Below are 21,782 nucleotides of genomic sequence, written 5' to 3'. Positions count from 1 at the left end.
CCCAACGTGCGACACCTACGACTCCTTCCCATCGCGGCCGCGGCACTGGCGCTGCTGTCCGGCTGCATCAGCGTCCCGCCCGACACCAACAAGACGCACGGCCCCGACGTCGCGCATGCGCAGCACGCCGCCAGCATCCGCCTGCCGGCCGACGCCTGGCCCGCGGAGCAGTGGTGGCTCGACTACCACGACCCGCAACTGAACGCGCTCGTCGCGCGCGCGCTGCGCGACAGCCCCACGCTGGCGGTGGCCGCCGCGCGCGTCGCGAGCGCGCGGGCCGCGTTCGGCGTCGCGGCGGCCAACGAAGGCGCCCGCGTCGACCTGGCGTCGGGCCTGAACCGCCAGCGCTATTCGTCGAACGGCTTCTTCCCGCCGCCGATCGGGGGCGCTTGGTTCAACGACGCGAACGTGGCGCTGCGCGCGTCGTACGACGTCGACTGGTGGGGCAAGCACCGCGCGCTGGTCGCGGCCGCGCTGGGCGAGACGAATGCGGCCGCCGCGGAAGCCGCGCAAGCCCGCCAGGTGCTCGCGGCATCCGTCGTGCAAAGCTATCTGCGGCTGCAGATGCTGTGGTCGCGCCAGGACAACACGAACGCCCTCATCGCCGTGCAGCGCGACCTCGTCGCCGATCGCAACGCGCGCATGGCACATGGCCTCGTCAGCGTGGACGCACTGCAGACGGCGGAACAGGAACTCGCGAGCCTGCGCGAACAGGCGGCGCGCCACGACACGGACGCCGCGCGCGAACGCGAAGGCCTGCGCGCGCTGATCGGCGGCGACGCCGCCGCATTGACCGACCTCGCCCGCTTCCAGCCCGCACCGGCCATCGATGCCGTGCCGCGCGAACTCGGGATGGAGCTGCTCGCGCGCCGGCCCGACCTGCAGGCCGCGCGCTGGCGCGTGGAAGCGCAGCTGGGACGCGTGGCTGCCAGCGAAGCGGCCTTCCGGCCCGACATCAACCTCGCGGCCGCCATCGGCCTCGACGCGACGTCGCTCGGCAAGCTGCTGCGCTACCCGAGCCGCACGCCGCTGATCGGCGCCACGCTCGACCTCCCGCTGTTCGACAGCGGCCGCCTGCACGCCCAGCTGGGCCTGGCACGCAGCAGCCGCGACGAACTGCTGGCCGAGTACAACGAGGCCGTGCTGGACGCCGTACGCGACGTCGCGCGCGAAGCGGCCACGTTGCAAGGCATCGCCAGGGAAACGGAGGCGCACGCCGCCACGGCGGCCGCGAGCCGCAAGCTGGCGGCGAACGCCGAGGCGCGCATGGCGCGCGGCCTCGCCGACCGCGCCGCCGTGCTGCAGGCACGCGAAGCCGTGCTGCGCCAGCGCGACGTCGACCTGCAATTGACGGACGCCCGGCTGCAGACGCAGGTCGCCCTCGTGAAAGCGCTCGGCGGCGGTTACCACACCAACGTACCCGCCCTCACCCAATCGGACACCAAGTAAAACACCATGAGCACCGACACCCAACCGAACAACAAGAAACGCCGCGTCGTCCTGGCCGGCATCACGGCCGCCTTCCTCGCCGCCGGCGTGGCCTACGCAGCATATTACGCACTGGTCCTGTCCAAGCGCGTCGAGACGGACAACGCCTATGTCGGCGGCAACCTCGTGAACGTGTCGTCGCAGGTGACGGGCAGCGTCGTCGAGATCCGCGCCGACGAGACCCAGCTCGTGCACGCGGGCATGGAGATCGTCCGGCTCGACCCGTCCGATGCGGAAGTCGCGCTCGCGCAGGCCGAGGCCCGGCTGGGCACCGCGGTGCGCCAGCAGCGCGAGCGCTACACGAGCGTCGCGCAGTACGAGGCCGTCGTCGAGCAGCGCCGCGTGGAGCTGAAGGCGAAGCAGGAAGACCTGGCGCGCCGGGCGCCGCTCGCGGCCGACAACGTCGTCTCCGGCGAGGACGTCGCGCATGCCCGCCGCGCCGTCGACGATGCGAAGGCCGCACTTGACGTCGCGCAGAAGCAGCTTGCCGCGGCGCGCGTGACGGTGGCGGGTGTCTCGCCTGCCGAGCACCCGAACGTGCTGGCCGCGAAGGCGGACTATCTCGCGGCATGGCTCGCCGCGCGCCGCAACGCCATCGTGGCGCCCGTGACGGGCTATGTCGCGAAGCGCAGCGTGCAGGTGGGCAGCCGCATCGCACCGGGCGCGCCGCTGCTGTCGATCGTGCCGCTGGACCAGCTGTGGGTCGATGCCAACTTCAAGGAATCGGAGCTGCGCGACATCCGCGTGGGCCAGGCCGCGACGATCGAGGCGGACATCTACGGCAGCAAGGTCGTCTACCACGGCAAGGTCGTGGGCCTCGGCGCGGGCACGGGCAGCGCGTTCTCGCTGCTGCCGGCGCAGAACGCGACGGGCAACTGGATCAAGGTCGTGCAGCGGGTGCCCGTGCGCATCTCGCTCGATCCGAAGGAACTGGCCGCGCACCCGCTGCGCGTGGGCTTGTCGGCCACCGTCGACGTGGACATCAGCCACCCGGGCGGCGGCGCGCTCGGCGCCGTGGCGCCGCCGGCCCCGGCGTATGCGACGACGGTGCTCAACCAGCCGTTGCAGCAGGCGCAGGTGGCCACCGACGCGATCGTCGCGAAAAACATGGCCAATTAAGCCGCTGCGGCTAATGTACCGTTGTTCGCAGGGTGGGCTCCCCGAGCCCACGCGTGACGTATGCGATTTGCGAACATCCGCGCGGGCACAGGGTGCCCACCCTACGTGTTCTCGATGAATTCGACGAGGTCGCGTAGCGGCGGCGGTGCGGCATCGAGGTGAAAGCGCACTTGCCGCTCGGCGCCATTATCGATGGTGAGCGTGTACGTGAAATCCCACGACTGCGGCCGCGCCTTCAGCAACGTGGCCGGCAGATGCGCCGGATCGAGCGCCTGCACGAGCGCGCGCACGCGCGCCGCGTCGGCCGCGGGCAGGCGCTCGACGTCGACGCTGTGCGTCTGCGCCCCCGCCGGCCCCGTGAAGCCGCCCACGCTGTGCAGCGACAAGTGCATCAGACGACCCCCACCTCGTGCCACGCGCCCTGCACGGCCGCGGCCTCGGCCGACCCCGTACCGTAGCGCAGCTCGGCCGCCTTCATCGTGGCCTGCGCGGCGTCGGCGAACGTCGCGTCGGGATGCAGCAGTGGCAACGCCTGGTACCAGATCGGCGCCGCCTTGTCCCAGCTGTGCCCACCCAGCTTCATCGCGGCGAGGTAGAACGCGTGGTTGGGGATGCCGGAGTTCGTGTGCACGTCCCCGCCGTCCACATACCCCTTCATCGTGCCCGGCTGGTCGTCGCCCGACCACGTGAGACTCGTGTTCCCCGGATCGGCCATCGAGCGCAACGCCTTGCCGACAGCCGGCGTCATGATGCCCGCGCCGATCAGCCAGTCGGCCTTTTTCACCGTCTGCTTCAGGTGCCATTGCTTGACGACGGAGCCGAACACGTCGGACATGGATTCGTTCAGCGCCCCGCTCTGGCCGTCGTAGACGAGGCCACCACCCGGCACCGTGTACTGCGTGACGCCGTGCGTCAACTCGTGCGCGATCACGTCGAGCGCGTGCGTGAAGCCCGTGAACAGCTTGCCGTCGCCATCGCCGTAGACCATCTGGCGGCCGTTCCAGAACGCGTTGTTGAAGCGCTTGCTGTAGTGGACGCTCGAGTCGATGCCCATGCCGCGCCCGTCGATCGAATTGCGGTGCAGGACCTGCAGGTAAAAATCGTAGGTGGCGCCGGCGCCGTCGAACGCTTCATTGACGGCCGTGTCGGCCACGGGCCCCGCCGTCTCCGTCCGTACGAGCTTGCCGGGCAGGCGCGTGGCGTGGTGCGCGTCGTAGACGGAGCGGTGCTTCTGGCCGGGCGCGACGAGCAGCCCCGGCGCCGCGAGGCCGCTGGCGGCGCGCTGGCCACGCAGGAAGGCCGAGCGTTCCAGCTGCTCCAGCAGGCGTCGTCGTTCCGCCTCGTCGGCCTCGAGGGCCAGCTTGCGCAGCATGGAGGAAGGAATGATGAAGCAGGTGCAGGCGGGCGTGTGGACGTGCATAAGACCTCCGGCTAAGGAACCCTGATGGTGCGTGCTCGTGCCGCCGAGCGTAATCCACACGGCCGCGTTGCGGCGCACAATAGCGAAGGTAGCGAAGGCGGTGCGAGGTCAGTCCGGGTCGACGGGCGTCAGCGCGCGGCCGCTGCGGAACCACGACCGCACGTTGTCCAGCATGAGCTGCGCCATCGCCGCGCGCGTCTCGTGCGTGGCGCTGCCGAGATGCGGCGTGAGCAGCACGTTGTCCAACGCGAGGAAGCGCGCATCGATGTCCGGCTCGTTGTCGAACACGTCCAGCGCCGCGCCCGCGATGGCGCCCGTTTCGAGCGCAGCGAGCAGCGCCTGCTCGTCCACGAGCGAGCCGCGCGCCACGTTCACGAGGTAGCCGTACGGTCCCAGCGCCTCGAGCACGCGTGCATCGACGAGGTGGTGCGTGTCCGCGCCGCCGGGTGCGCACAGGATCAGGATGTCACAGTCGCGCGCGAGCGCCGCGAGGTCGGCCTCGTAGCGCCACGCCAGCCGCTGGTCCGTGCGGCCGTGGTACGCGAGCGCCACGCCGAACATCTCGAGCTTGCGCGCGATCTCCTTGCCGATGCGGCCCATGCCGACGATGCCCACGTGCTTGCCCGCGACGCTCGTCGCGAGGGGGAATGCGGCGGTCTTCCAGCGGCCGTCGCGCACGAAGCGGTCGGCCTGCGGCAGGCGGCGCAGCAGCGCCAGCAGGGAGCCGATGCACAGCTCGGCCACGGCGGCGTTCAGCACGCCGGGCGTGTTGGCGACGACGATGCCGCGCTCCGCCGCCAGCGCACGCGGGATCAGGTCGTGGCCGACGCCGCACGTGGCGATGATCTCGAGCGCGGGCAGCCGGCGCACGACGTCGGCCGGCACGTCCTGGTTGCTGCGTGTGACGATGGCGGAGACGGTGTCCGCCAGGCCCGCCTCGCGTTCGAGGTCCGCGAGGTCCAGGCAACGGAATTCGGCGTCGAGCTGGGCCTGGATCTCGGGCGCGAAGCCGCCGATCTGCAGCACAGTCTTCATGCCGAGGCGCCGATGGCCAGCTCGAACGTGGTCACGCCGTCGACGCCGCCGCGCACCTCGTCACCGGGGTTCAGCGCGTCGACGCCGGCCGGCGTGCCCGTGTAGATCAGGTCTCCGGGCGCCAGCGCGACGAGGCGCGACAGCGCGGCGATCACGTCGGCCACGGGCCAGATCATCTCGTTCAGGTTGCCCTGCTGCTTCAGCTGGCCGTTCACTTCGAGCCAGATGCGCGCGTCCTGTGGATGGCCCGTGCGTTCGGCGGGAACGAGCGGGCTGCACGGCGCGGAAGCGTCGAAGCCTTTCGACATGTCCCACGGGCGGCCGTCCTTCTTGGCGATGGCCTGCATGTCGCGCCGCGTGAGGTCCAGGCCGACGCCATAGCCCCATACGAGGTCCAGCGCGTGTTCGGGCGCGATGTCGCTGCCGCCGCCCTTCAGCGCGACGACCAGCTCGACCTCGTGGTGCAGCTCGCGCGTGGCGGGCGGATACGGCACGGTGCCGCTGGCCGGCACGACGGCGTCGGCGGGCTTGGTGAAGAAGAATGGCGGTTCGCGGTTCGGGTCCGCCCCCATCTCGCGCGCGTGGGCGGCGTAGTTGCGGCCGACGCAGAACACGCGGCGCAGCGGGAAGACCTGGTCGGAGCCGGCCACGGCGAGGGCCGGGGCGGCGGGTGGCGTGATGACGAAGCCAGTCATGTGGTTCCTTGTATTGACGATGTCCAATGCGTCCGGACGACGGCCGGGAGCATCGGAAAGCCTAACACAATCGGGTTGGGGGCGAAGCGTTACGCCAACACACGCATACGTCCGCGTGGGCTCGGGGAGCCCACCCTACGGTTGACGCGTCGGGTGGGGCATTTCAAATAATGCCGGCACGCCGCATACGTCACAGAACGTAGGGTGGGCACCCGGTGCCCACGCGTGACGCATGCCGCGTGCTGGCGTTACTGGAGCCGGCTCGTTCAGTACATCTCTTTCGCCGCGGCCCGCACCGCACGCAGCAGCAGATCCGCACCCGGCGACAGCAAATGGTCCTGGTGCCGGATGATGCCGAACGCGTCCATCTTGCACGGCAGCTCGATCGGCAGGATGCGCATCACGTTGAGCGACGCGTAGTACTGCGCCACCTCGATCGGCATCACGTGCAGCGAATCCGTCTGCTGCAGCAACGCCGTGATCATCAGCAACGCCGTCGTATCGACGACGTTCGCAGGCGGCTCCAGGCCCGCGCGGCGGAACATCATGTCGAAGCGGTAGCGCAGGACACTGCCGTGCGGCGGCACGATCCACGGCAGCGGCGCGATGTCCGCCAGCTCCAGGTCCTTGCGCTCGAGCAGCGGATGGCCGGGACGCACGACGGCGCACGCCGGCTCCTCCGTCAGCTCTTCGTAGATCAGGCCGGACGTGTCTCCGGTGTCGAAGATGCGGCCGATCATGAAGTCGAGCATGCCGTGCTGCAGCTTGTCGAGCAGCAGGTTACTCGTCTCCAGCTGCACGCCGATGCGCAGCAGCGGCGCCGACTCCTTCACGCGGGCGATCGCGCGCGGCAGCAGCGCCATCGCAGGGGTCATGATCACGCCGACCTCGACCTGGCCCGTCAAGCCCGCCTTCAACGTGACGATGTCGTCGTGCGCCAGCGCGAGGCTCGTCAGGGCCATGCGCGCGTGGCGGATCATCGTCTCGCCGTAGATCGTCGGCTCCATGCCGCGCGGCAGGCGCTCGAACAGCTTGACGTCCAGCATCTCCTCGAGATCCTTGATCTGCTTGGAGGCGGCCGGCTGCGTCATGTGCAGTTCGTCGGCCGCGCGGTGGATGTTGCGGTAGTCGTCGAGCGCGATCAGCAGCAGCAGCTGCCGCGTCTTCAGGCGGGCCTTGAGAAACCAGTTCGGATTGGTCGTGTCCATACATGCATCATATCATTATCGATATTGCTTTAGCGGAATTCTCTGCGAAACCGTCATCACTTGCAGGCGGCCGACGGGTTCGCGGCCGGCCCTTGCGCCGTCTGCGGCACGGGCAGGATCTTGCCGTCCGGGCCGTAGTGCAATTCCTCGACGGCGACCGAACGCCGGTACTCGCCACCGGTCGGCAGCTTGCCGTTGTGATAGATGATGTAGGACTTGCCGTTGAAGTCGACGATCGCGTGGTGGATCGTGCCGACATTCGTGTTCTTTTCCATGATCACGCCGCCGTAGGACCAGGGACCGGTCGCGGTCGGCCCCGTCATGTACACGGTCTCTTCCGGCCACTTGCGCGAGTACGACAGGTAGTATTTGCCGGCGTGCTTGTGCAGGTACGACGCTTCCGTGAACGCTTCCAGGCCCACCGTGTGGATCGGGCCGTCGAGCTCCGTCATATTCGGTTTCAGCTTCGCGTACTTCATGACGGTGTTGCCCCAGTACAGATACGCCTGGCCGTCGTCGTCGACGAAGATGGCGGGGTCGATGTCGTCCCAACCGATCTCCGTCTCGTGCGTCATGTCGTTGGTGACGAGGGCCGAACCGCGCGCGTCGACGAACGGGCCCGTCGGGCTGTCGGACACCGCGACGCCGATCGCCTTGCCGGGAATGGTCTTGTGCTCGACCGTCACGTACAGGTAGTACTTGCCGTTCCGCTTCGTGACGTCGCTGGCCCACGCGTCCCTCGCCGCCCATTTGAACGTGGAAAACGGCACGCCGGCCGGGTGCTCCGTCCAGTGCTGCATGTCGCAGCTGGAGAAGACCTTCCACTCGTTCATCAGGTAATCCTTGCCGCCGACCGGGGCCTCGTCGTGGCCGACGTACAGGTACACGCGGCCGTTGTCGACGAGGGCCGCGGGGTCCGCGGTGAAGATCCTGCTGGTGATGGGATTGGCCGCGGCGGCGAGCGCCGTCGTCGCGGCCAGGGCCGCGGCAAGGATGGGTTTCAGCATGCAGTCTCCGTTATTGTTATGAATCGCCGGCGCTGGCGGCACCGGCGTACCACGGCGCGGCGCCGCCCCCGTTATGGCCGGGGGTCGACGCGCGCGAACCGCCTTTTATTCCTTGGAACGTCCGCCCATCACCCGCTGCACGACGCAGAAGATGAACAGCAGCGCCCCGATGACGATCTTGGTCCACCACGAGCTGAGCGTGCCGTCGAAGGCGATCAGCGTCTGGATGGCACCCAGCACGAGCACGCCGGACAGCGCACCCGCGATATAGCCGTAGCCGCCCGTCAGCAAGGTGCCGCCGATGACGACGGCCGCGATGGCGTCGAGCTCCGTGCCCTGCCCGTGCAGGCCGTAGCCGGACAGCATGTAGAAGGCGAACAGCACGCCGCCCAGCGACGCGCAGAAGCCCGACAGCGCATACACGAGCACCTTCGTGCGGCCCACGTTCAGGCCCATCATCGCGGCCGACTGCTCGTTGCCGCCGACGGCGTACACCGCGCGGCCGAACGCCGTGAAATGCGCGAGCCAGATGGCGACAAGCAGCACGACGAGCGCGATGATGGCGCCCGGCGACAGGAAGCCGCCCAGGATCGGCACCTGCGTCTGCGACATCGCCGTGAACACCGGGTCGTCGATCGTGATCGATTCCACGCTGATCAGGTAGCACAGCCCACGCGCGAGGAACATGCCGGCCAGCGTGACGATGAACGGCTGCAGCTTGAACAGGTGGATGATCGCGCCCATCGCGCCGCCGAAGCAGGCGCCCAGCAGCAGCACGAGCGCGATGACGGCGACGGGCGGCCAGTGCGCGTGCTGCAGCAGCCAGGCCGAGATCATCGTCGACAGCGCCAGCACGGAGCCGACGGAGAGGTCGATGCCGCCGGCCAGGATCACGAAGCCCATGCCCACCGCGATCACGAGCAGGAACGCGTTGTCGATGAGGAGGTTGAAGATCACCTGCAGCGACAGGAAGCCCGGATACACGGCCCCGCCGATGCCCAGCATCGCGACCAGCAGGATCACGGTGACGAGGGACGTGAACCACGGCGCGCCCGTGAAGGCGGCGCGGCCGCGCGTTTGGGTTGCGACCGCGCTCATGCGGACCTCCGCAGGATGGTCTTGAATTCGCTCGACTGCGAGATGCAGACGACGAAGACGACGATGGATTTGACGACCATGTTCACTTCGGGCGGCACGCCCAGCGAGTAGATGGTGGACGTGAGCGTCTGGATGATCAGCGCGCCGATCATGCTGCCCACGAGGCTGAACTTGCCGCCGGCGAGCGACGTGCCGCCCAGGGTGACGGCCAGGATCGCGTCCAGTTCCAGCAGCAGGCCCGCGTTGTTCGCGTCCGCGCTCTTGATGTTCGACGTGATCAGCATGCCGGCCAGGCCCGCGCAGGCGCTGCAGAACACGTACACGAACGTGATCAGGGTCGCCGTGCGCAGGCCCGCGAGGCGCGCCGCGACCGGGTTGATGCCGACGGCCTGGATGAACAGGCCCAGCGCCGTCTTCTTCACGAGGAGCAGCGTGACCGCGAACACGGCCGCCACGACGAACAGCGAGAACGGCAGGCCGGCCAGGTAGCCGCCGCCGAGGAAGAAGAACGGTTCGTAGTACACGGTGACGATCTGGCCGTCCGTCAGCAGCTGCGCGAGGCCGCGCCCCGCCACCATCAGGATCAGGGTGGCGACGATGGGCTGCAGCTTGATGCCGGCGACGAGCACGCCGTTCCACAGCCCGCACAGCAGCGCGACGCCGAGCGACGCGGCCAGCGCGAGCGCCATCGGCATGTTCGGGGTGCTGCCGCCGATGAGCATCGCGGACACGGTGCCGGACAGCGCGACGACGGCGCCGACGGAGATGTCGATGCCGCGCGTGGCGATGACGAGGGTCATGCCCAGCGCCGCCAGCATCAGCGGCGCGGCGCGGTTCAGGATGTCGACGATGGCGCCGTACAAATGCCCTTCCTTGACCTCGAGGTGGAAGAAGCCGGGCACGAGGAACGCGTCGACGAGCAGCAGCGCGACGAGCGCGCCGAGCGGGCGCACGAGCGGATGCTGCAGCCACGTGGTGCGCTTGCCTGCCTGCGCCGTCGGCTTGACGGCGGCTTCGGTGGCGCGCGCGTTCATGCCGTCTCTCCCGCGATCACGTGCAGCACGGACGTCTCGTCCAGCTCACCGCGCCGGTACTCGCCGCAGGCCTTGCGGTCGCGCATGACGACCATGCGGTCCGACACGCGCAGCACTTCCGGCAGTTCGGACGAGATGAAGAGGATGGACATGCCCTTGCGGCAAAGGTTACTGACGTAATCCATGATTTCCTGCTTGGCGCGCACGTCGATGCCGCGCGTCGGTTCGTCGAGGATCATCAGGCGCGGATCGGTCGCGAGCCAGCGCGCCAGCAAGACCTTCTGCTGGTTGCCGCCGGACAGGGTGCCGATGGGCGTCTCGATGCTGGCCGTCTTGATGCCCAGCCATTTGACGTAGTCGGTCGCCAGCTGCTGCTGGCGCTTGAATGGAATGGCGCGGAAGATGCCCTGCCGCGCCTGCAGCGCGAGGATCAGGTTTTCGCGCACGGACAGCGCGAGGATCGCGCCTTCGTGCTTGCGGTCTTCCGAGCAGAAGCCGATGCCCTCGCGGATCGCGTCGCGCGGGTTCGAGAAGCTCACCTGCTTGCCGTCGATGTCGAAGGTGCCGCTGTCCGCCTTGTCGGCGCCGAACAGCAGGCGCGCCGTTTCCGTGCGGCCGGAGCCGAGCAGGCCCGCAAGGCCCAGCAGCTCGCCGCGGCGGATTTCCAGGTCGACCGGGGACAGCACACCCTTGCGCGCGATGCCGCGGGCGCGCAGGAAGACGTCGCCGTGTTCGTTCGTTTCGGCGGCCGCCGGCGCCAATGCGTGTTCCGCGTCGGCCGGCGCGCCGATCATCTTGTTGACGAGCGCGAGGCGCGACAGTTCCGAGCACGCGTACTCGCCTTCGCGCTCGCCGTTGCGCATCACCGTGATGCGGTCGGAGATCGCATACGTCTGGTCGAGGAAGTGCGTGACGAACAGGATCGCCATGCCCTCTTCGCGCAGGCGGCGCAGCACGGAGAACAGCATCTGCACTTCGGCTTCGTCCAGGCTGGACGTGGGCTCGTCGAGGATCAGCACGCGCGATTCCGTGTTCAGCGCGCGCGCGATCGCGACCATCTGCTGGATCGCCAGCGGATAGTCGGCGAGCGGCCGGCTGACGTCGACGTGGATCTCGAGGCGCGCGAGCAGCGCCGTGGCCTGCGACCGCATCGAGCGCCAGTCGACCATGCCGAAGCGGCGGGGATAGCGGCCGATGAAGATGTTTTCCGCGACCGACAGGTTCGGGCACAGATTGACTTCCTGGTAGACGGTGCTGATGCCGAGGTTTTGCGCGTCCTGCGTGGAGCGCGGGCGGATGGCCCGGCCCTCGAGGACGATGCTGCCGGCATCCGGCTGGTAGACGCCCGTGAGGACCTTGATCAGCGTGGACTTGCCCGCGCCGTTCTGGCCCATCAGCGTGTGCACTTCGCCGGGGAACAGGCGCAGTCCCGCGTCGGACAACGCCTTCACGCCCGGGAACGCTTTGTGGATGCCGGTGACTTCAAGCACCGGCTGCTTCGAATCGATCATGCCCCGCCCGATCAGTATTTGCGGTTCGGGAGTTCCTTCGCCGCCACCTCAGCCGGGAACACGCCTTCGTTCACGACGATGCGCTTCGGCACAGGCTTGCCCGCGACGACGTCCTGCGCCGTCTGGATCAACGTGGGGCCCAGCAGCGGATTGCATTCGACGGTGACGTTCAGTTTACCGGCCTTCATGGCCTCGAACGCGCCCTTCACGCCGTCGATCGAGATGATGATGATGTCCTTGCCCGGCTTCAGGCCCGCTTCCTCAATGGCCTGGATCGCGCCGATGGCCATGTCGTCATTGTGCGCGTACAGCACGTTGATGTTCTTGCCTTCCGATTTCAGGAAGGCTTCCATCACTTCCTTGCCCTTGGCGCGGGTGAAGTCGCCCGTCTGCGAGCGGATGACCTTCAGCTTCGGATTCGCGGCGATGACTTCGGCGAAGCCGGTCTTGCGGTCGATCGCCGGCGCGGCGCCCGTCGTGCCCTGCAGCTCGACGATGTTCAGCGGCTTGCCGCCATTCTTCTTGGCGTAGTCGAGCAGCCAGCGTCCGGCGCGGCGGCCCTCTTCCACGAAGTCGGAACCGATGAAGCTCACGTACAGCGACGGATCGGTGACCTTGACGGCGCGGTCGGTCAGGATCACGGGGATCTTGGCGTTCTTCGCTTCGCGCAGCACGGTCTCCCAGCCGGTTTCCACGACCGGCGAGAACGCGATCACGTCCACGTGCTGGGCGATGAAGGAACGGATGGCCTTGACCTGGTTCTGCTGCTGTTGCTGGGCGTCGGCGAACTTCAGGTTGACGCCGGCCTTCTTGGCGGCCTCTTTGATAGAGGCGGTGTTCGCGGTGCGCCATTCGCTTTCGGCGCCGACCTGCGAGAAGCCGATCGTGAGGGGTTTGGCGGCAAAGGCCGGGATGGCGGTTGCGCACGCGATGGCGGCGGCAACGCCCAGGAGGGTTCTGCGGGTGATGATCATCACTTGGTCTCCGGAATTGTTGTGCACGGATACTATGACAGAACTGGGATATCTATCCAATCATTTTTTTGACGGAAGCAATACCCATTTTGACATCAATACAAACACGCTCCCCGGACGGCAACGGTCGCGCTATACTTGGCGTCTTCTTCCACCTGACAGGAGCGTGCCATGACCCACCCGGACCTTGCCTTCCTGTCGGCTGCCTGACCTCCGCCTACCGTCGATCACCGACGTCGTGACCGGGCGCGCCAGGCGCGCCGACTTCCCTGACCGAATCTCCGCAGCCGCATCGTGTGCGGCTGCGTACCCGCGCGTTCGCGCTTCGCAACAGGAACACAACGATCATGATCGACTTCGATATCGCGGCCCTGCGCCGCATTGGACTCACCCACGCCATCGCCGCCCGGCTGGCAATCCACGACCGCGGTACGCCCGCGCGCGTGGCGGCCGTGCACCGCAACGCACTCGTGCTGCACGACGGTACCCATGAATTTCCGGCCCGGCCGCATCCGGGCCTCGACGGCTCACCCGCCGTCGGCGACTGGGTGCTGTCCGACCACAACGACCTCGGCGAGGCCTGGGTGCACACCTTCGTCGACCCGCTGAACGAACTGGCTCGGCGCGACGCCGACGGCACCCGCCAGCGGCTCGCCGCCAACGTCGACACGGCGCTCTTCGTGATGGGCCTCGACGGCGACTTCAATCCGCGCCGATTGGAACGCTATCTCATGCTGGCGCGGTCTGCCGACGTGTCGCCCGTCGTCGTGCTCACGAAGGGCGACCTCGTCGCCGACGCGGACGCCAAGGCCGCGCAGCTCGGCGCGCGCCTGCCGCCCACGATCCCCATCGTGCGCGTGCACGCGCAGGAGGCCGGCGCCGCCGACGTGCTGGCGCCGTGGACGGGCGCGGGGCAGACGCTCGTCCTGCTGGGCACGTCGGGCGTGGGCAAGTCGACGCTCACGAACACGTTGACCGGCGCGCACCAGCCGACGGGCGGCGTGCGCAAGGGCGACGACCGTGGCCGCCACACGACGACGTCACGCTCGCTGCACCTGTGCGCTGGAGGCGGCTGCGTGATCGACACGCCGGGGCTGCGCAGCTGGCAGCCGGATGGCGGCGAGGACGACGTCAACGCGGCGTTCGACGACATCGAGACGCTGGCCGCGGACTGCCGCTTCCACGACTGCAAGCATGCCGAGGAGCCGGGATGCGCCGTGCGCGGCACCGTCGACGCGGACCGCCTGCGCAACTATCACAAGCTGTTGCGCGAAGTGCGGCATGCGGCGGCAACGCCGCTGGACCGCATCGCGGAGCGGTCGAAGTGGAAGGTGCTGAACCGCATGGCGCGGGCGCGGGCGCAGGCGAAACGGTAGTAGTAGGGTGGGCACCCCGTGCCCACCAAACGTCCGCATACCGCGTGCGTTTGGTGGGCGGGGGCCGCCCACCCGACGAATTCGCGCCTGCGAGTCAGGTGCGAAGTCGTTCAGCGCAGTAGTTCGCGCCTGCCCGGACAGGTTCCAAGTGGTTCAGCGCAGTAGGGTGGGCACCCCGTGCCCACCAAACGTCCGCATACCGCGTGCGGTTGGTGGGCGGAGGCCGCCGGACGAGTTCAATCTTATTCAGCGCAGCAGGCGCAGTCCGTACAACCCGCCCGCCATCGAACCTTCCTTCGCGACGAACTTGACTTCGAGCCTGCCGTCCGCCGCGCCCTGCACGAGCGCTGGCGGCAGCGCGACGTCGCGCGTATAAAAGTCCTGCGGCGCGTCGCCTGCCAGCTCGACCTCCGCGACGCGCTGGCCATTGACGACGATGTCGAACTTGCGGCCCGCGTCCCCGCGCGCGAACGTCAGGCGCAGCAGCTTCGCTTCGTGCTTCGGATCGCTCAACTGGTAGCTGAACCACTTGCTCGCGTGGCGCCAATGGCGGCCGTTGTTGACGCCCGCGTCCGCGCCCTCGCCCTTGAAGCCGTGGTCCACTTCCGGCTGCTGTTCGCCGGGCGCCACCTGGTCGACGGTCTGCGCATCCAGCGCGAGGCGCTCCGCTTCCTTCGCGGCGTCTTCTTCCTTCAGGCGCGCGTACTCGGCCGGGGTGCTCTGCTGCCAGTACATCATGTAGCGCGAGTCGTGCAGGCGGAAGAACGGAATGAATTCGGTCGCGGCACCCGCCCCACCCTGCACGACGCCGGGTGCCGTGAACGTCAGCGGCTTGCCTTTCACGGGCTTGAAGCGACGCGTGAAATCCTTGCTATCCGAGACGAACGTCGGCGCCGCTTCGAGCGGACACACCTGGCCGGACGGGCTGTGCCCCATGCGCGAATCGTCCGCGAAGAAGTTCAGGTGTTCGGTCGGGAACGGGTTCGTCTTCGCGGCCAGCACGATGGGGCCGTACAGCACTGCGTAGTAATTCGACTTGTCCGGCATCTGCTCCAGCTTCATCGCCATCGGCAGGCTCACGTCGACGCGGTCGCCCTTCTTCCACGCACGTTCGATGCTCACGTAGCTGCCCGGCTGCGCCGTCACCTTCACCGGTTTGCCGTTCACTTTCACACCCAGCTTGCCCGCCGCGACCCAGGCCGGATAGCGGATCTTCATGGCGAAGCGCGCATCGCCGTCCACCGTGATGCGCGTGCTGGCCTGGTCCGGGAAGTTGTTCGCCTGCGTGATCTTGACGTTCTTCTCGCGCCAGTCCAGCGTGGACGGGATGAACAGGTTGACGAACAAGGCATCACCCTCGTGCGCGTAGATGAATTCGCCGTACTTCGCATGGCTCTCGATGCCGGAGCCCACGCAGCACCACATCGCCTTGTCCACCTGCGAATACACGCGATAGTGGTTCGGACGCATGGGCGTGAAGTAGACGAAGCCGCCCGTGCCCGGATGCTCGGACGCGAGGATGTGGTTGTACAGCGCGCGCTCGTAATAGTCGGCGTAGCTGGCCTTGTCCGACGTCTCGAACAGCATCTCCGTCAGCTTCAGCATGTTGTACGTGTTGCAGGTCTCCGGCCCCTCGACCTCGTTGATCATGGGGCTGAAGTCCTTGTCGTCATGGAAGTGCTCCCTGACGCTGTTGCCGCCGATGGCCACCGTGCGGTGGTCGACGACGGTCTGCCAGAAGAACGCGGCGGCATCCGCCATGTCCTTGCGGCCCGTGAGTTCGCCGATGCGCTTGAAGCCGATGACTTTCGGGATCTGCGTGTTGGCGTGCAGGCCCGTGAGCTTGTCCTCGTGGTGCTCGAGCGGCTGCAGGATGGCCTGGTGCGAGAACCGCAGTGCGAGGTCCATGTAACGCTGGTCGCCCGTCATCTGGGCGACGTCGGCCAGCACCTCGTTCATGCCGCCGTGTTCCGCGCTGAGCATCTGCTGCATCTGCGCGTCCGTCAGGTGACTGGTCAGGCGTACCGCCCAGTCGGACATCGCGATCAGCATCGCCTTCGCATCCTCGCTGCCGGCATAGCGGTACGCGTCGCGCAGGCCCGCGAAGATCTTGTGCAGGTTGTACCACGGGACCCATTTGCCGTTGACGGAGAAGTTGTCGGCATGGAGGTTACCCGCGGCGACGTCGCGCCACGCGGCGTGGCCGCCCGGCACGCCGCCCACGTAGCCGCGCATTTCATCTTCCTTGTTGGCCTCCTGCGCGCGCTTCAGTTCCGCGACGAAGTAGTCGAGACGCCGCTTGACTTCCGCATCGCCCGTCGACGCATACATCAACGCCAGCGCCGACAGGTAGTGGCCGCCCATATGGCCGTCCAGCCCGGACGACTCCCAGTTGCCGTAGCTGGGCTGCTTCGGTGTGAGCCCCGCTTCGCGCAGGAACGGCGCCAATAGGCGGTCCGACTCGAGTGCCATCAGGTAGTTCAGGTCCGTCGTCTGAGCGTCGAGGAACGGGCTGGGGCCCAGGCGGACGTCCTGCAGCGGGAACAGGTCGGCGGCGTGGGCGCACGTCGCACCCAGTGTGAACAACAGTGCGGCGATGCGGGTCGGTTTCATTTCACTTGTTCGCTCACGTATTTGTTGAGGTCCTTCGGATCGACCGTGGGCCAGCCGTCCTTGTCCCAGTGGATGTCCATGACCTTCAGCTTCTGCAGGTAATGATCGGCCGTCTCGTACGCGTGCAGCACGAGATAGTCCTTGCCGTCGAACGTGTAGGCGCTGTTATGGCCCAGTCCCTTCCAGTCCTTGTCGCCCTTCACGACGAGCGAGCCGCCGCCCTGCGCCATGTCCTTGCCGGTGCGGTCGAGATACGGTCCCTCGACGTTGCGCGCGCGGCCGACGACGACGTGGTATGTGCTCTCTGGCCCGCGGCAGCACAGGCCCCACGAGACGAACAGGTAGTAATAGCCGTTCTTCCGGAAGATGAACGGCCCTTCGACCTCGGCCGGCCCCGCCTGGTCGTCCGGCGTGAACGCGGGACGCTCACGCCGCGCGATCGTGTGCCATTCCTGCGGCTCGGCGACCTTCGTCCAGCCGTCGTCCAGCTTCACGAGCTTGATGCCGCCCCAGAACGAGCCGAACGTCATCCAGCCCTGGCCCTTGTCATCCTCGACGACGTTCGGGTCGATGGCATTCCACAAGTCGCGGCCCGGCACCGACTGCACGACGATCCCCTGGTCTTCCCAGCGGTAGTTCGGCGCGCGCGGGTCGAGCGTCGCGTTCGTCGTCACGCCGATGCCCGACGTATTTTTGCCGAAGCCGGACACCGAGTAGTACAGCAGCCAGCGGCCGTTGTGCTTGTGGACGTCCGGCGCCCAGATATGGTCGTTGAACGTGGGCGCCGCCTGCTTCGCCCACGCCGGCTCGCCCGCGAACACGCGGCCTTCCGGCTTCCAGTGCCGCATGTCCGCCGAGGAATAGAACGTGATGCCGGGACCGGTGCTGTACAGGTAGTACGTGTTGCCGTCCTTGGCCATCACGGGGTCGTGCACGCTCACTTGCGATCCCTGGGCCGCCTGCGCCGTCAGCGCCAGCATGGCGGCGCCGAGAAGTCCCGCTTTACGCATGGTCCATCCTTTCGATTACGTGCCCGTGCGGATGCCCCACAGCGACACGCCGGTCTGCGACTGCGCCGTGAAGGTCACCGCGAAGGCGTTCGCGTTCGGGTTCCACTGGCGCGACAGCACGCCGCTGTAGGTGACGCCGTCGATCACGATGGACACATTGTTGTTGCCCTTGTGCGTCCAGGTGCCGCTCGCGCCACCGCTCACCGTGCCGCTGCCATCCAGGCGGATCGCGACGGACGGCTTGATGGTGGCCGAGATGTCCTTGCCGTGGTTGACCATCTTGTACGCGCCCGCCACGTCGGCGCTCGTGACGGTCGGCGAGATCGTCGTCGCGCTCTTCGACAGCGGTACGTAGCGCAGCGGCGCCGCCACCGGCCAGCCGTCGTCGTTGATGAACATCTCGTGCACGCGCACTTCGTGGTATTCGCCCTGGCCGGGGAAGCGGGTGTGGAAGATCAGGAAGTACTGGTTCGTCGCCGCTTCGTAGCGCGCCGAGTTATGGCCCGGCGACACGTAGCCCAGTTGCGCCCCCGTCTCGCCAGCCGCCAGCGCGAACTGGTGGCTGCCCACGAGCTTCTGGCCGTACGGCGCGATGCTCGCGTCGTCGAACAGCGGCTTGGTCGGATCGGCCTTCACGTCCGCCATGTCCTTGCCGGACGCGTCGAGATACGGCCCATCCGGATTCGTCGAACGCGCCACGCGCAGGTTGTAGCCGCCCGCGGCATCGAGGCCGCCGAACGACGTGAACAGGTAGTAGTACTTCGTCGCCGGGCTGTACATCACGTACGCGCCCTCGATGCGCGCATGGTTGCCGCCCATGAGGTGCTTGCCGTAGCCCTGGCCCGCGACGGGCATGCCCGTGGCCGGGTCCATCGCCATGATGAAGATGCCGCCGGAGTACGAACCGTAGATCATCCACAGCTTGCCGGCCGCGTCGCGGAACGTATTCGGGTCGACCGTGTTCGGATGCTTCAGCGCGTCGTAGATCGTGCCGTCTGGACTGACCTCGTTCCACATGCCGGATTTCAGGAACACGCCCTTGCTGACGTACGGTCCCTCGACCTTGTCGGCGACGGCCACGCCCAGCGCGGAGCGCGGCGAATCGCCCTTGCAAGCGTCGTAGTACATGTAGAACTTGCCGTCGTCAAGCTGGATCACGTCCGGCGCCCACAGGTCCGTGACCTGCGCCCACGCGAACGTGTCGGCCAGCGCCGTCGTCACTTTCGAAAACAGTGGATTGGCGTCGGTGACGCCGTCCGCGATCTTCGTCCAGTTCATCAGGTCCGTCGACTTCGCGGCGGCCAGGTGGGAACCGAACGCGTACCACGTGTCGCCGACCTTGAGCACGGCCGGGTCATGCACGGAGACGTTGGCGAACGTGACCGCCGCGGTCTGCACCGGCGTGCTGGCCGCGGGCGCGGATGCGGCAGGTGCCGCCCCCCCACCCCCGCCCCCGCCGCAACCGGCAAGGACGCAGGCCGCGGCGACGGCGGCCGCCAGCGCACGCGCTGCGTCTGCTGCTGCTGCGCGCGCCACGATCAGCCTTCGACCGCGACGACGAGCACCGACTTGGCCGGCACCTTGATCGTCAGCTTGCCGCCGTTCGCGTTGGCGCTGAACGGCACGGGCTTGACGGCGTCCTTGTGCTCGAACGTGTTGTGGGCGTCCATCGCATCGGCCGTCAGCAGCTGGCCGCGCACGGCGCCGACGTTCTGGCCCGCGACGTTCAGCACGACGTCCGTCGCGTCGTGCGGGTTCGTGTTGACGAGGGCGACGTACGTCTTGCCGTCCTTGCCCTTCGCGGCCGACGCGCTGATGCCCGGCACGCCCTGGCCGTTCTCGCCATAGGTCGTGTTGTTCGACAGCGCGACCGGCAGCGACGCCGCACCCTGGAACGGCACGTACATCTTGAAGGCGTAGTACGTCGGCGTCAGCAGCATCTTGTCGTTGTCGGTGATGATCATCGCCTGCAGCACGTTGACCATCTGCGCGATGTTCGTCATGCGCACGCGGTCGGCGTGGGCGTGGAACATGTTGAAGTTGAGCGCAGCGACGACGGCGTCGCGGATCGTATTACGCTGGAACAGGAAGCCCGGGTTCGTGCCCTTCTCCACGTCGTACCAGGTGCCCCACTCGTCCACGTCGAAGCCGATCTTCTTCTCCGGGTCGTTCTTGTCGAGGATGGCGACGTTCTTGCGGATGAAGTCTTCCATGCGCAGGGTCTGCGACATCGTCGAGAACCATTCCGATTCCGGGAAGCCCGTGGCGGCGCCTTTCTTTTCCCAGCTGCCCGTCGGCAGCGTGTAGTAGTGGAAGCTGATGCCGTCCGTGCGGCCCTTCAGGTCGCGCGACAGCACGTCGGTCCAGCTGGTGTCGTCAGCCGTGCCGCCGCTCGCGATCATCTTCGGACGCAGGTGCTGTGGCGCCTTCAGGAACGTGTTCCACTGGCGGTACAAATCGGCGTAGTACTCGGGCCGCATATTGCCGCCGCAGCCCCACGACTCGTTACCGATCGCGAAATACGCGACCTTGAACGGCGCCGGATGGCCGTTCTTCGCGCGCATTTCGGCCAGCGTGGACTTGCCTTCCGACGTCATGTACTCGATCCACTCCGCGGCTTCCTGCGGGGTGCCGGTGCCCAGGTTGCCGTTGACGTAGGCGTCGGCGCCCAGCTGTTCGACGAGGTCGAAGAACTCGTGCGTGCCCACGGCGTTCGATTCCGGCACGCCGCCCCAGTTCGTGTTGACCTTCACCGGACGCTTGCTGCGCGGGCCGATGCCTTCGCGCCAGTGATATTCGTCCGCGAAGCAGCCGCCCGGCCAGCGCACGAGCGGCACGTGCATGTCCTTCAGCGCGCCGACGACGTCGTTGCGCCAGCCGCGCGTATTCGGGATCTTCGAATCCGGACCGACCCACAGGCCGCCGTAGATGCCGGTGCCGAGGTGTTCGGCGAACTGGCCGTAGACGTCCTTGTCGATCGTCGCGCCCGGTTTCGTCGTGTCGACGGTGACGTTCACCTGCGCGAACGTGGCGCCGGCGCAGAACGCGGCGGCGAGGCCGAGGGCGAGGACGGTGGGTTGGAATGGCTTCATGATGTCTCCCTTGTTATATGGTCGGTGAGTGTTTGCGATCCAGGGCGCGACGACGCCGCCACGCCCGTTCGTAGTCTGGTCATGCAGGTAAAACGACGATGGCGCCGGCGGCGCGGCGCCATCAGCGGCGTGACGGATGTCCCGTCACACCCAGCCGGCGTCGACGATGAATTCCTGGCCCGTGCACATCTTGCTGTCGTCGGCGGACAGGAACAGCACCATCGCGGCGATATCGTCGGGCATGAGCTTGCCCGGCAGGCATTGCGAGCGCGCGATCTCGGCCTCGCCCGCCTCGTCCAGCCACAGGTCGATCTGGCGCTGGGTCATCACCCAGCCCGGCGTCACGGTGTTGACGCGGATGTTGAACTTGCCCAGGTCGCGCGCGAGACAGCGCGTGAGGCCGATGACGGACGCCTTCGTGGTCGCGTAGATCGGGTAGTTCGGGTTCTTGGCGTGCCACGACATCGAGCTGAAATTGATGACGGAGCCGCCGCCGCGCCGCTTCATGCCGGCCAAGGCGGCCTGCACGGTGAAGAACATGGGGCGCTGGTTGATGGCGATGCGCTCGTCCCAGTACTCGACCGAGACGTCGCCGATCTGGTGGCGCTGGTCGTTGGCGGCGTTGTTGACGACGACGTCGAAGTCGCCCAGCTTGGCGGCCATCTCGGCCATCACGGCCTGCAGGCTTGGGATGTCGGTGATGTCGCAGTAGCGGTAGATCGGTGCGGTGTGACCGGCCGCGGCCAGCCGTGCAACGAGCGCCTCGCTGGCGTCGCGCATGATGTCGACAAAGCCCACCAGCGCGCCCTGCTCCACCAGTGCAGCGACGATCGCTTCGCCGATCCCGCTGCCGCCACCCGTCACGAACACCCGTTTGCCTTCAAGGCTACCGTACCTGGCTAAAGTACCCATCGTCGTCTCCATCCGATAATCTTATTCTAAGCGGCGCCACGAAAGCCGCGCGCCGGATCCTGCTTCGCATTGCGCGTGGGCTCGGGGAGCCCACGCTACATTTTCGTACCGCCCACGCTGCCGGTTCACGTCCGCCGCGGACGTAGGGTGGGCACCCAGTGCCCACGCGTTACGTATGCGTGTGCGAACG

General features: G+C 67.6%; 18 protein-coding genes. 3 read left to right on the top strand and 15 right to left on the bottom strand.

The window, feature by feature from the left end; translation table 11 throughout:
- Positions 1 to 6: 6 nt before the first annotated feature.
- On the top strand, positions 7 to 1,449 hold the full coding sequence (locus tag HAV22_RS27205) for an efflux transporter outer membrane subunit (RefSeq protein ID WP_166863803.1): 1,443 nt from the start codon (positions 7 to 9) through the stop codon (positions 1,447 to 1,449).
- Positions 1,450 to 1,455: 6 nt separating this feature from the next.
- Positions 1,456 to 2,607: an HlyD family secretion protein gene (locus HAV22_RS27200; RefSeq protein ID WP_166863801.1), complete on the top strand. Its 1,152-nt coding sequence runs from the start codon at positions 1,456 to 1,458 to the stop codon at positions 2,605 to 2,607.
- 101 nt (positions 2,608 to 2,708) lie between these two features.
- Here HAV22_RS27200 and HAV22_RS27195 read toward each other — a convergent pair whose 3' ends face one another.
- The 10 genes from HAV22_RS27195 to HAV22_RS27150 all read right to left on the bottom strand — a co-directional run bounded on the left by HAV22_RS27195 (position 2,709) and on the right by HAV22_RS27150 (position 12,589).
- Positions 2,709 to 2,999, bottom strand: a complete 291-nt coding sequence (locus tag HAV22_RS27195) for a protealysin inhibitor emfourin (RefSeq protein ID WP_166863799.1) — start codon at positions 2,997 to 2,999, stop codon at positions 2,709 to 2,711.
- Positions 2,999 to 4,027, bottom strand: a complete 1,029-nt coding sequence (locus HAV22_RS27190; RefSeq protein ID WP_166863797.1) for a M4 family metallopeptidase — start codon at positions 4,025 to 4,027, stop codon at positions 2,999 to 3,001. The genes HAV22_RS27195 and HAV22_RS27190 overlap by 1 nt, the downstream gene beginning before the upstream one ends.
- A 108-nt stretch (positions 4,028 to 4,135) precedes the next feature.
- A complete protein-coding gene (locus tag HAV22_RS27185) occupies positions 4,136 to 5,062 on the bottom strand; it encodes a 2-hydroxyacid dehydrogenase (protein WP_166863795.1) in 927 nt (308 codons plus the stop codon).
- Positions 5,059 to 5,757 carry a fumarylacetoacetate hydrolase family protein gene (locus HAV22_RS27180; protein ID WP_166863793.1) on the bottom strand — a complete coding sequence of 233 codons (699 nt, stop codon included), beginning with the start codon at positions 5,755 to 5,757 and terminating at the stop codon, positions 5,059 to 5,061. The genes HAV22_RS27185 and HAV22_RS27180 overlap by 4 nt, the downstream gene beginning before the upstream one ends.
- A 266-nt stretch (positions 5,758 to 6,023) precedes the next feature.
- A complete protein-coding gene (locus HAV22_RS27175; RefSeq protein WP_166863792.1) occupies positions 6,024 to 6,965 on the bottom strand; it encodes a LysR family transcriptional regulator in 942 nt (313 codons plus the stop codon).
- Between the two features lie 56 nt (positions 6,966 to 7,021).
- Positions 7,022 to 7,972, bottom strand: a complete 951-nt coding sequence (locus tag HAV22_RS27170; protein ID WP_166863790.1) for a glycoside hydrolase family 43 protein — start codon at positions 7,970 to 7,972, stop codon at positions 7,022 to 7,024.
- 105 nt (positions 7,973 to 8,077) lie between these two features.
- A complete protein-coding gene (gene yjfF, locus HAV22_RS27165) occupies positions 8,078 to 9,070 on the bottom strand; it encodes a galactofuranose ABC transporter, permease protein YjfF (RefSeq protein WP_166863788.1) in 993 nt (330 codons plus the stop codon).
- Entirely contained in the window at positions 9,067 to 10,104 is a 1,038-nt protein-coding gene (locus HAV22_RS27160) for an ABC transporter permease (RefSeq protein WP_166863786.1), read from the bottom strand. Before HAV22_RS27160 ends, yjfF begins: the two co-directional genes overlap by 4 nt.
- Positions 10,101 to 11,615: a sugar ABC transporter ATP-binding protein gene (locus tag HAV22_RS27155; RefSeq protein WP_166863784.1), complete on the bottom strand. Its 1,515-nt coding sequence runs from the start codon at positions 11,613 to 11,615 to the stop codon at positions 10,101 to 10,103. The genes HAV22_RS27160 and HAV22_RS27155 overlap by 4 nt, the downstream gene beginning before the upstream one ends.
- Positions 11,616 to 11,626: 11 nt before the next feature.
- A complete protein-coding gene (locus HAV22_RS27150) occupies positions 11,627 to 12,589 on the bottom strand; it encodes an ABC transporter substrate-binding protein (protein ID WP_166863783.1) in 963 nt (320 codons plus the stop codon).
- A 347-nt stretch (positions 12,590 to 12,936) separates the two neighbouring features.
- Between HAV22_RS27150 and rsgA the strand changes: the two genes are divergently transcribed.
- Positions 12,937 to 13,965 (top strand): ribosome small subunit-dependent GTPase A, encoded by a 1,029-nt coding sequence (rsgA, locus tag HAV22_RS27145; protein WP_166863781.1) that lies wholly within the window; start codon positions 12,937 to 12,939, stop codon positions 13,963 to 13,965.
- A 246-nt stretch (positions 13,966 to 14,211) separates the two neighbouring features.
- Here the strand turns inward: rsgA and HAV22_RS27140 are convergent, their stop codons facing one another.
- From HAV22_RS27140 to HAV22_RS27120, 5 genes are all read right to left on the bottom strand, one after another.
- A complete protein-coding gene (locus HAV22_RS27140) occupies positions 14,212 to 16,578 on the bottom strand; it encodes a glycoside hydrolase family 127 protein (protein ID WP_166863778.1) in 2,367 nt (788 codons plus the stop codon).
- Complete coding sequence (locus HAV22_RS27135) at positions 16,575 to 17,588, bottom strand: arabinan endo-1,5-alpha-L-arabinosidase (protein ID WP_166863776.1); 1,014 nt, start codon at positions 17,586 to 17,588, stop codon at positions 16,575 to 16,577. The genes HAV22_RS27140 and HAV22_RS27135 overlap by 4 nt, the downstream gene beginning before the upstream one ends.
- A 15-nt stretch (positions 17,589 to 17,603) precedes the next feature.
- On the bottom strand, positions 17,604 to 19,124 hold the full coding sequence (locus HAV22_RS27130) for a glycoside hydrolase family 43 protein (protein WP_371869755.1): 1,521 nt from the start codon (positions 19,122 to 19,124) through the stop codon (positions 17,604 to 17,606).
- A 2-nt stretch (positions 19,125 to 19,126) separates the two neighbouring features.
- The gene (locus tag HAV22_RS27125) at positions 19,127 to 20,680 is read right to left on the bottom strand and encodes an alpha-N-arabinofuranosidase (RefSeq protein WP_166863774.1); all 1,554 of its coding nucleotides are present in this window, start codon (positions 20,678 to 20,680) and stop codon (positions 19,127 to 19,129) included.
- Between the two features lie 144 nt (positions 20,681 to 20,824).
- On the bottom strand, positions 20,825 to 21,592 hold the full coding sequence (locus HAV22_RS27120) for an SDR family NAD(P)-dependent oxidoreductase (RefSeq protein ID WP_166863772.1): 768 nt from the start codon (positions 21,590 to 21,592) through the stop codon (positions 20,825 to 20,827).
- Positions 21,593 to 21,782: the final 190 nt, after the last annotated feature.

Origin of the sequence: Telluria antibiotica (assembly GCF_011682055.1) — a bacterium.
Lineage (GTDB): Bacteria > Pseudomonadota > Gammaproteobacteria > Burkholderiales > Burkholderiaceae_D > Telluria > Telluria antibiotica.
This window is presented reverse-complemented; position numbering and strand designations above follow the sequence as displayed.

Coding starts and splice junctions, on each gene's coding strand:
- HAV22_RS27200 (WP_166863801.1), top strand. CDS start 1,456: ATGAGCACCGACACCCAACCGAACAACAAGAAACGCCGCGTCGTCCTG.
- HAV22_RS27195 (WP_166863799.1), bottom strand. CDS start 2,999: ATGCACTTGTCGCTGCACAGCGTGGGCGGCTTCACGGGGCCGGCGGGG.
- HAV22_RS27190 (WP_166863797.1), bottom strand. CDS start 4,027: ATGCACGTCCACACGCCCGCCTGCACCTGCTTCATCATTCCTTCCTCC.
- HAV22_RS27185 (WP_166863795.1), bottom strand. CDS start 5,062: ATGAAGACTGTGCTGCAGATCGGCGGCTTCGCGCCCGAGATCCAGGCC.
- HAV22_RS27180 (WP_166863793.1), bottom strand. CDS start 5,757: ATGACTGGCTTCGTCATCACGCCACCCGCCGCCCCGGCCCTCGCCGTG.
- HAV22_RS27175 (WP_166863792.1), bottom strand. CDS start 6,965: ATGGACACGACCAATCCGAACTGGTTTCTCAAGGCCCGCCTGAAGACG.
- HAV22_RS27170 (WP_166863790.1), bottom strand. CDS start 7,972: ATGCTGAAACCCATCCTTGCCGCGGCCCTGGCCGCGACGACGGCGCTC.
- yjfF (WP_166863788.1), bottom strand. CDS start 9,070: ATGAGCGCGGTCGCAACCCAAACGCGCGGCCGCGCCGCCTTCACGGGC.
- HAV22_RS27160 (WP_166863786.1), bottom strand. CDS start 10,104: ATGAACGCGCGCGCCACCGAAGCCGCCGTCAAGCCGACGGCGCAGGCA.
- HAV22_RS27155 (WP_166863784.1), bottom strand. CDS start 11,615: ATGATCGATTCGAAGCAGCCGGTGCTTGAAGTCACCGGCATCCACAAA.
- HAV22_RS27150 (WP_166863783.1), bottom strand. CDS start 12,589: ATGATCATCACCCGCAGAACCCTCCTGGGCGTTGCCGCCGCCATCGCG.
- rsgA (WP_166863781.1), top strand. CDS start 12,937: ATGATCGACTTCGATATCGCGGCCCTGCGCCGCATTGGACTCACCCAC.
- HAV22_RS27140 (WP_166863778.1), bottom strand. CDS start 16,578: ATGAAACCGACCCGCATCGCCGCACTGTTGTTCACACTGGGTGCGACG.
- HAV22_RS27135 (WP_166863776.1), bottom strand. CDS start 17,588: ATGCGTAAAGCGGGACTTCTCGGCGCCGCCATGCTGGCGCTGACGGCG.
- HAV22_RS27125 (WP_166863774.1), bottom strand. CDS start 20,680: ATGAAGCCATTCCAACCCACCGTCCTCGCCCTCGGCCTCGCCGCCGCG.
- HAV22_RS27120 (WP_166863772.1), bottom strand. CDS start 21,592: ATGGGTACTTTAGCCAGGTACGGTAGCCTTGAAGGCAAACGGGTGTTC.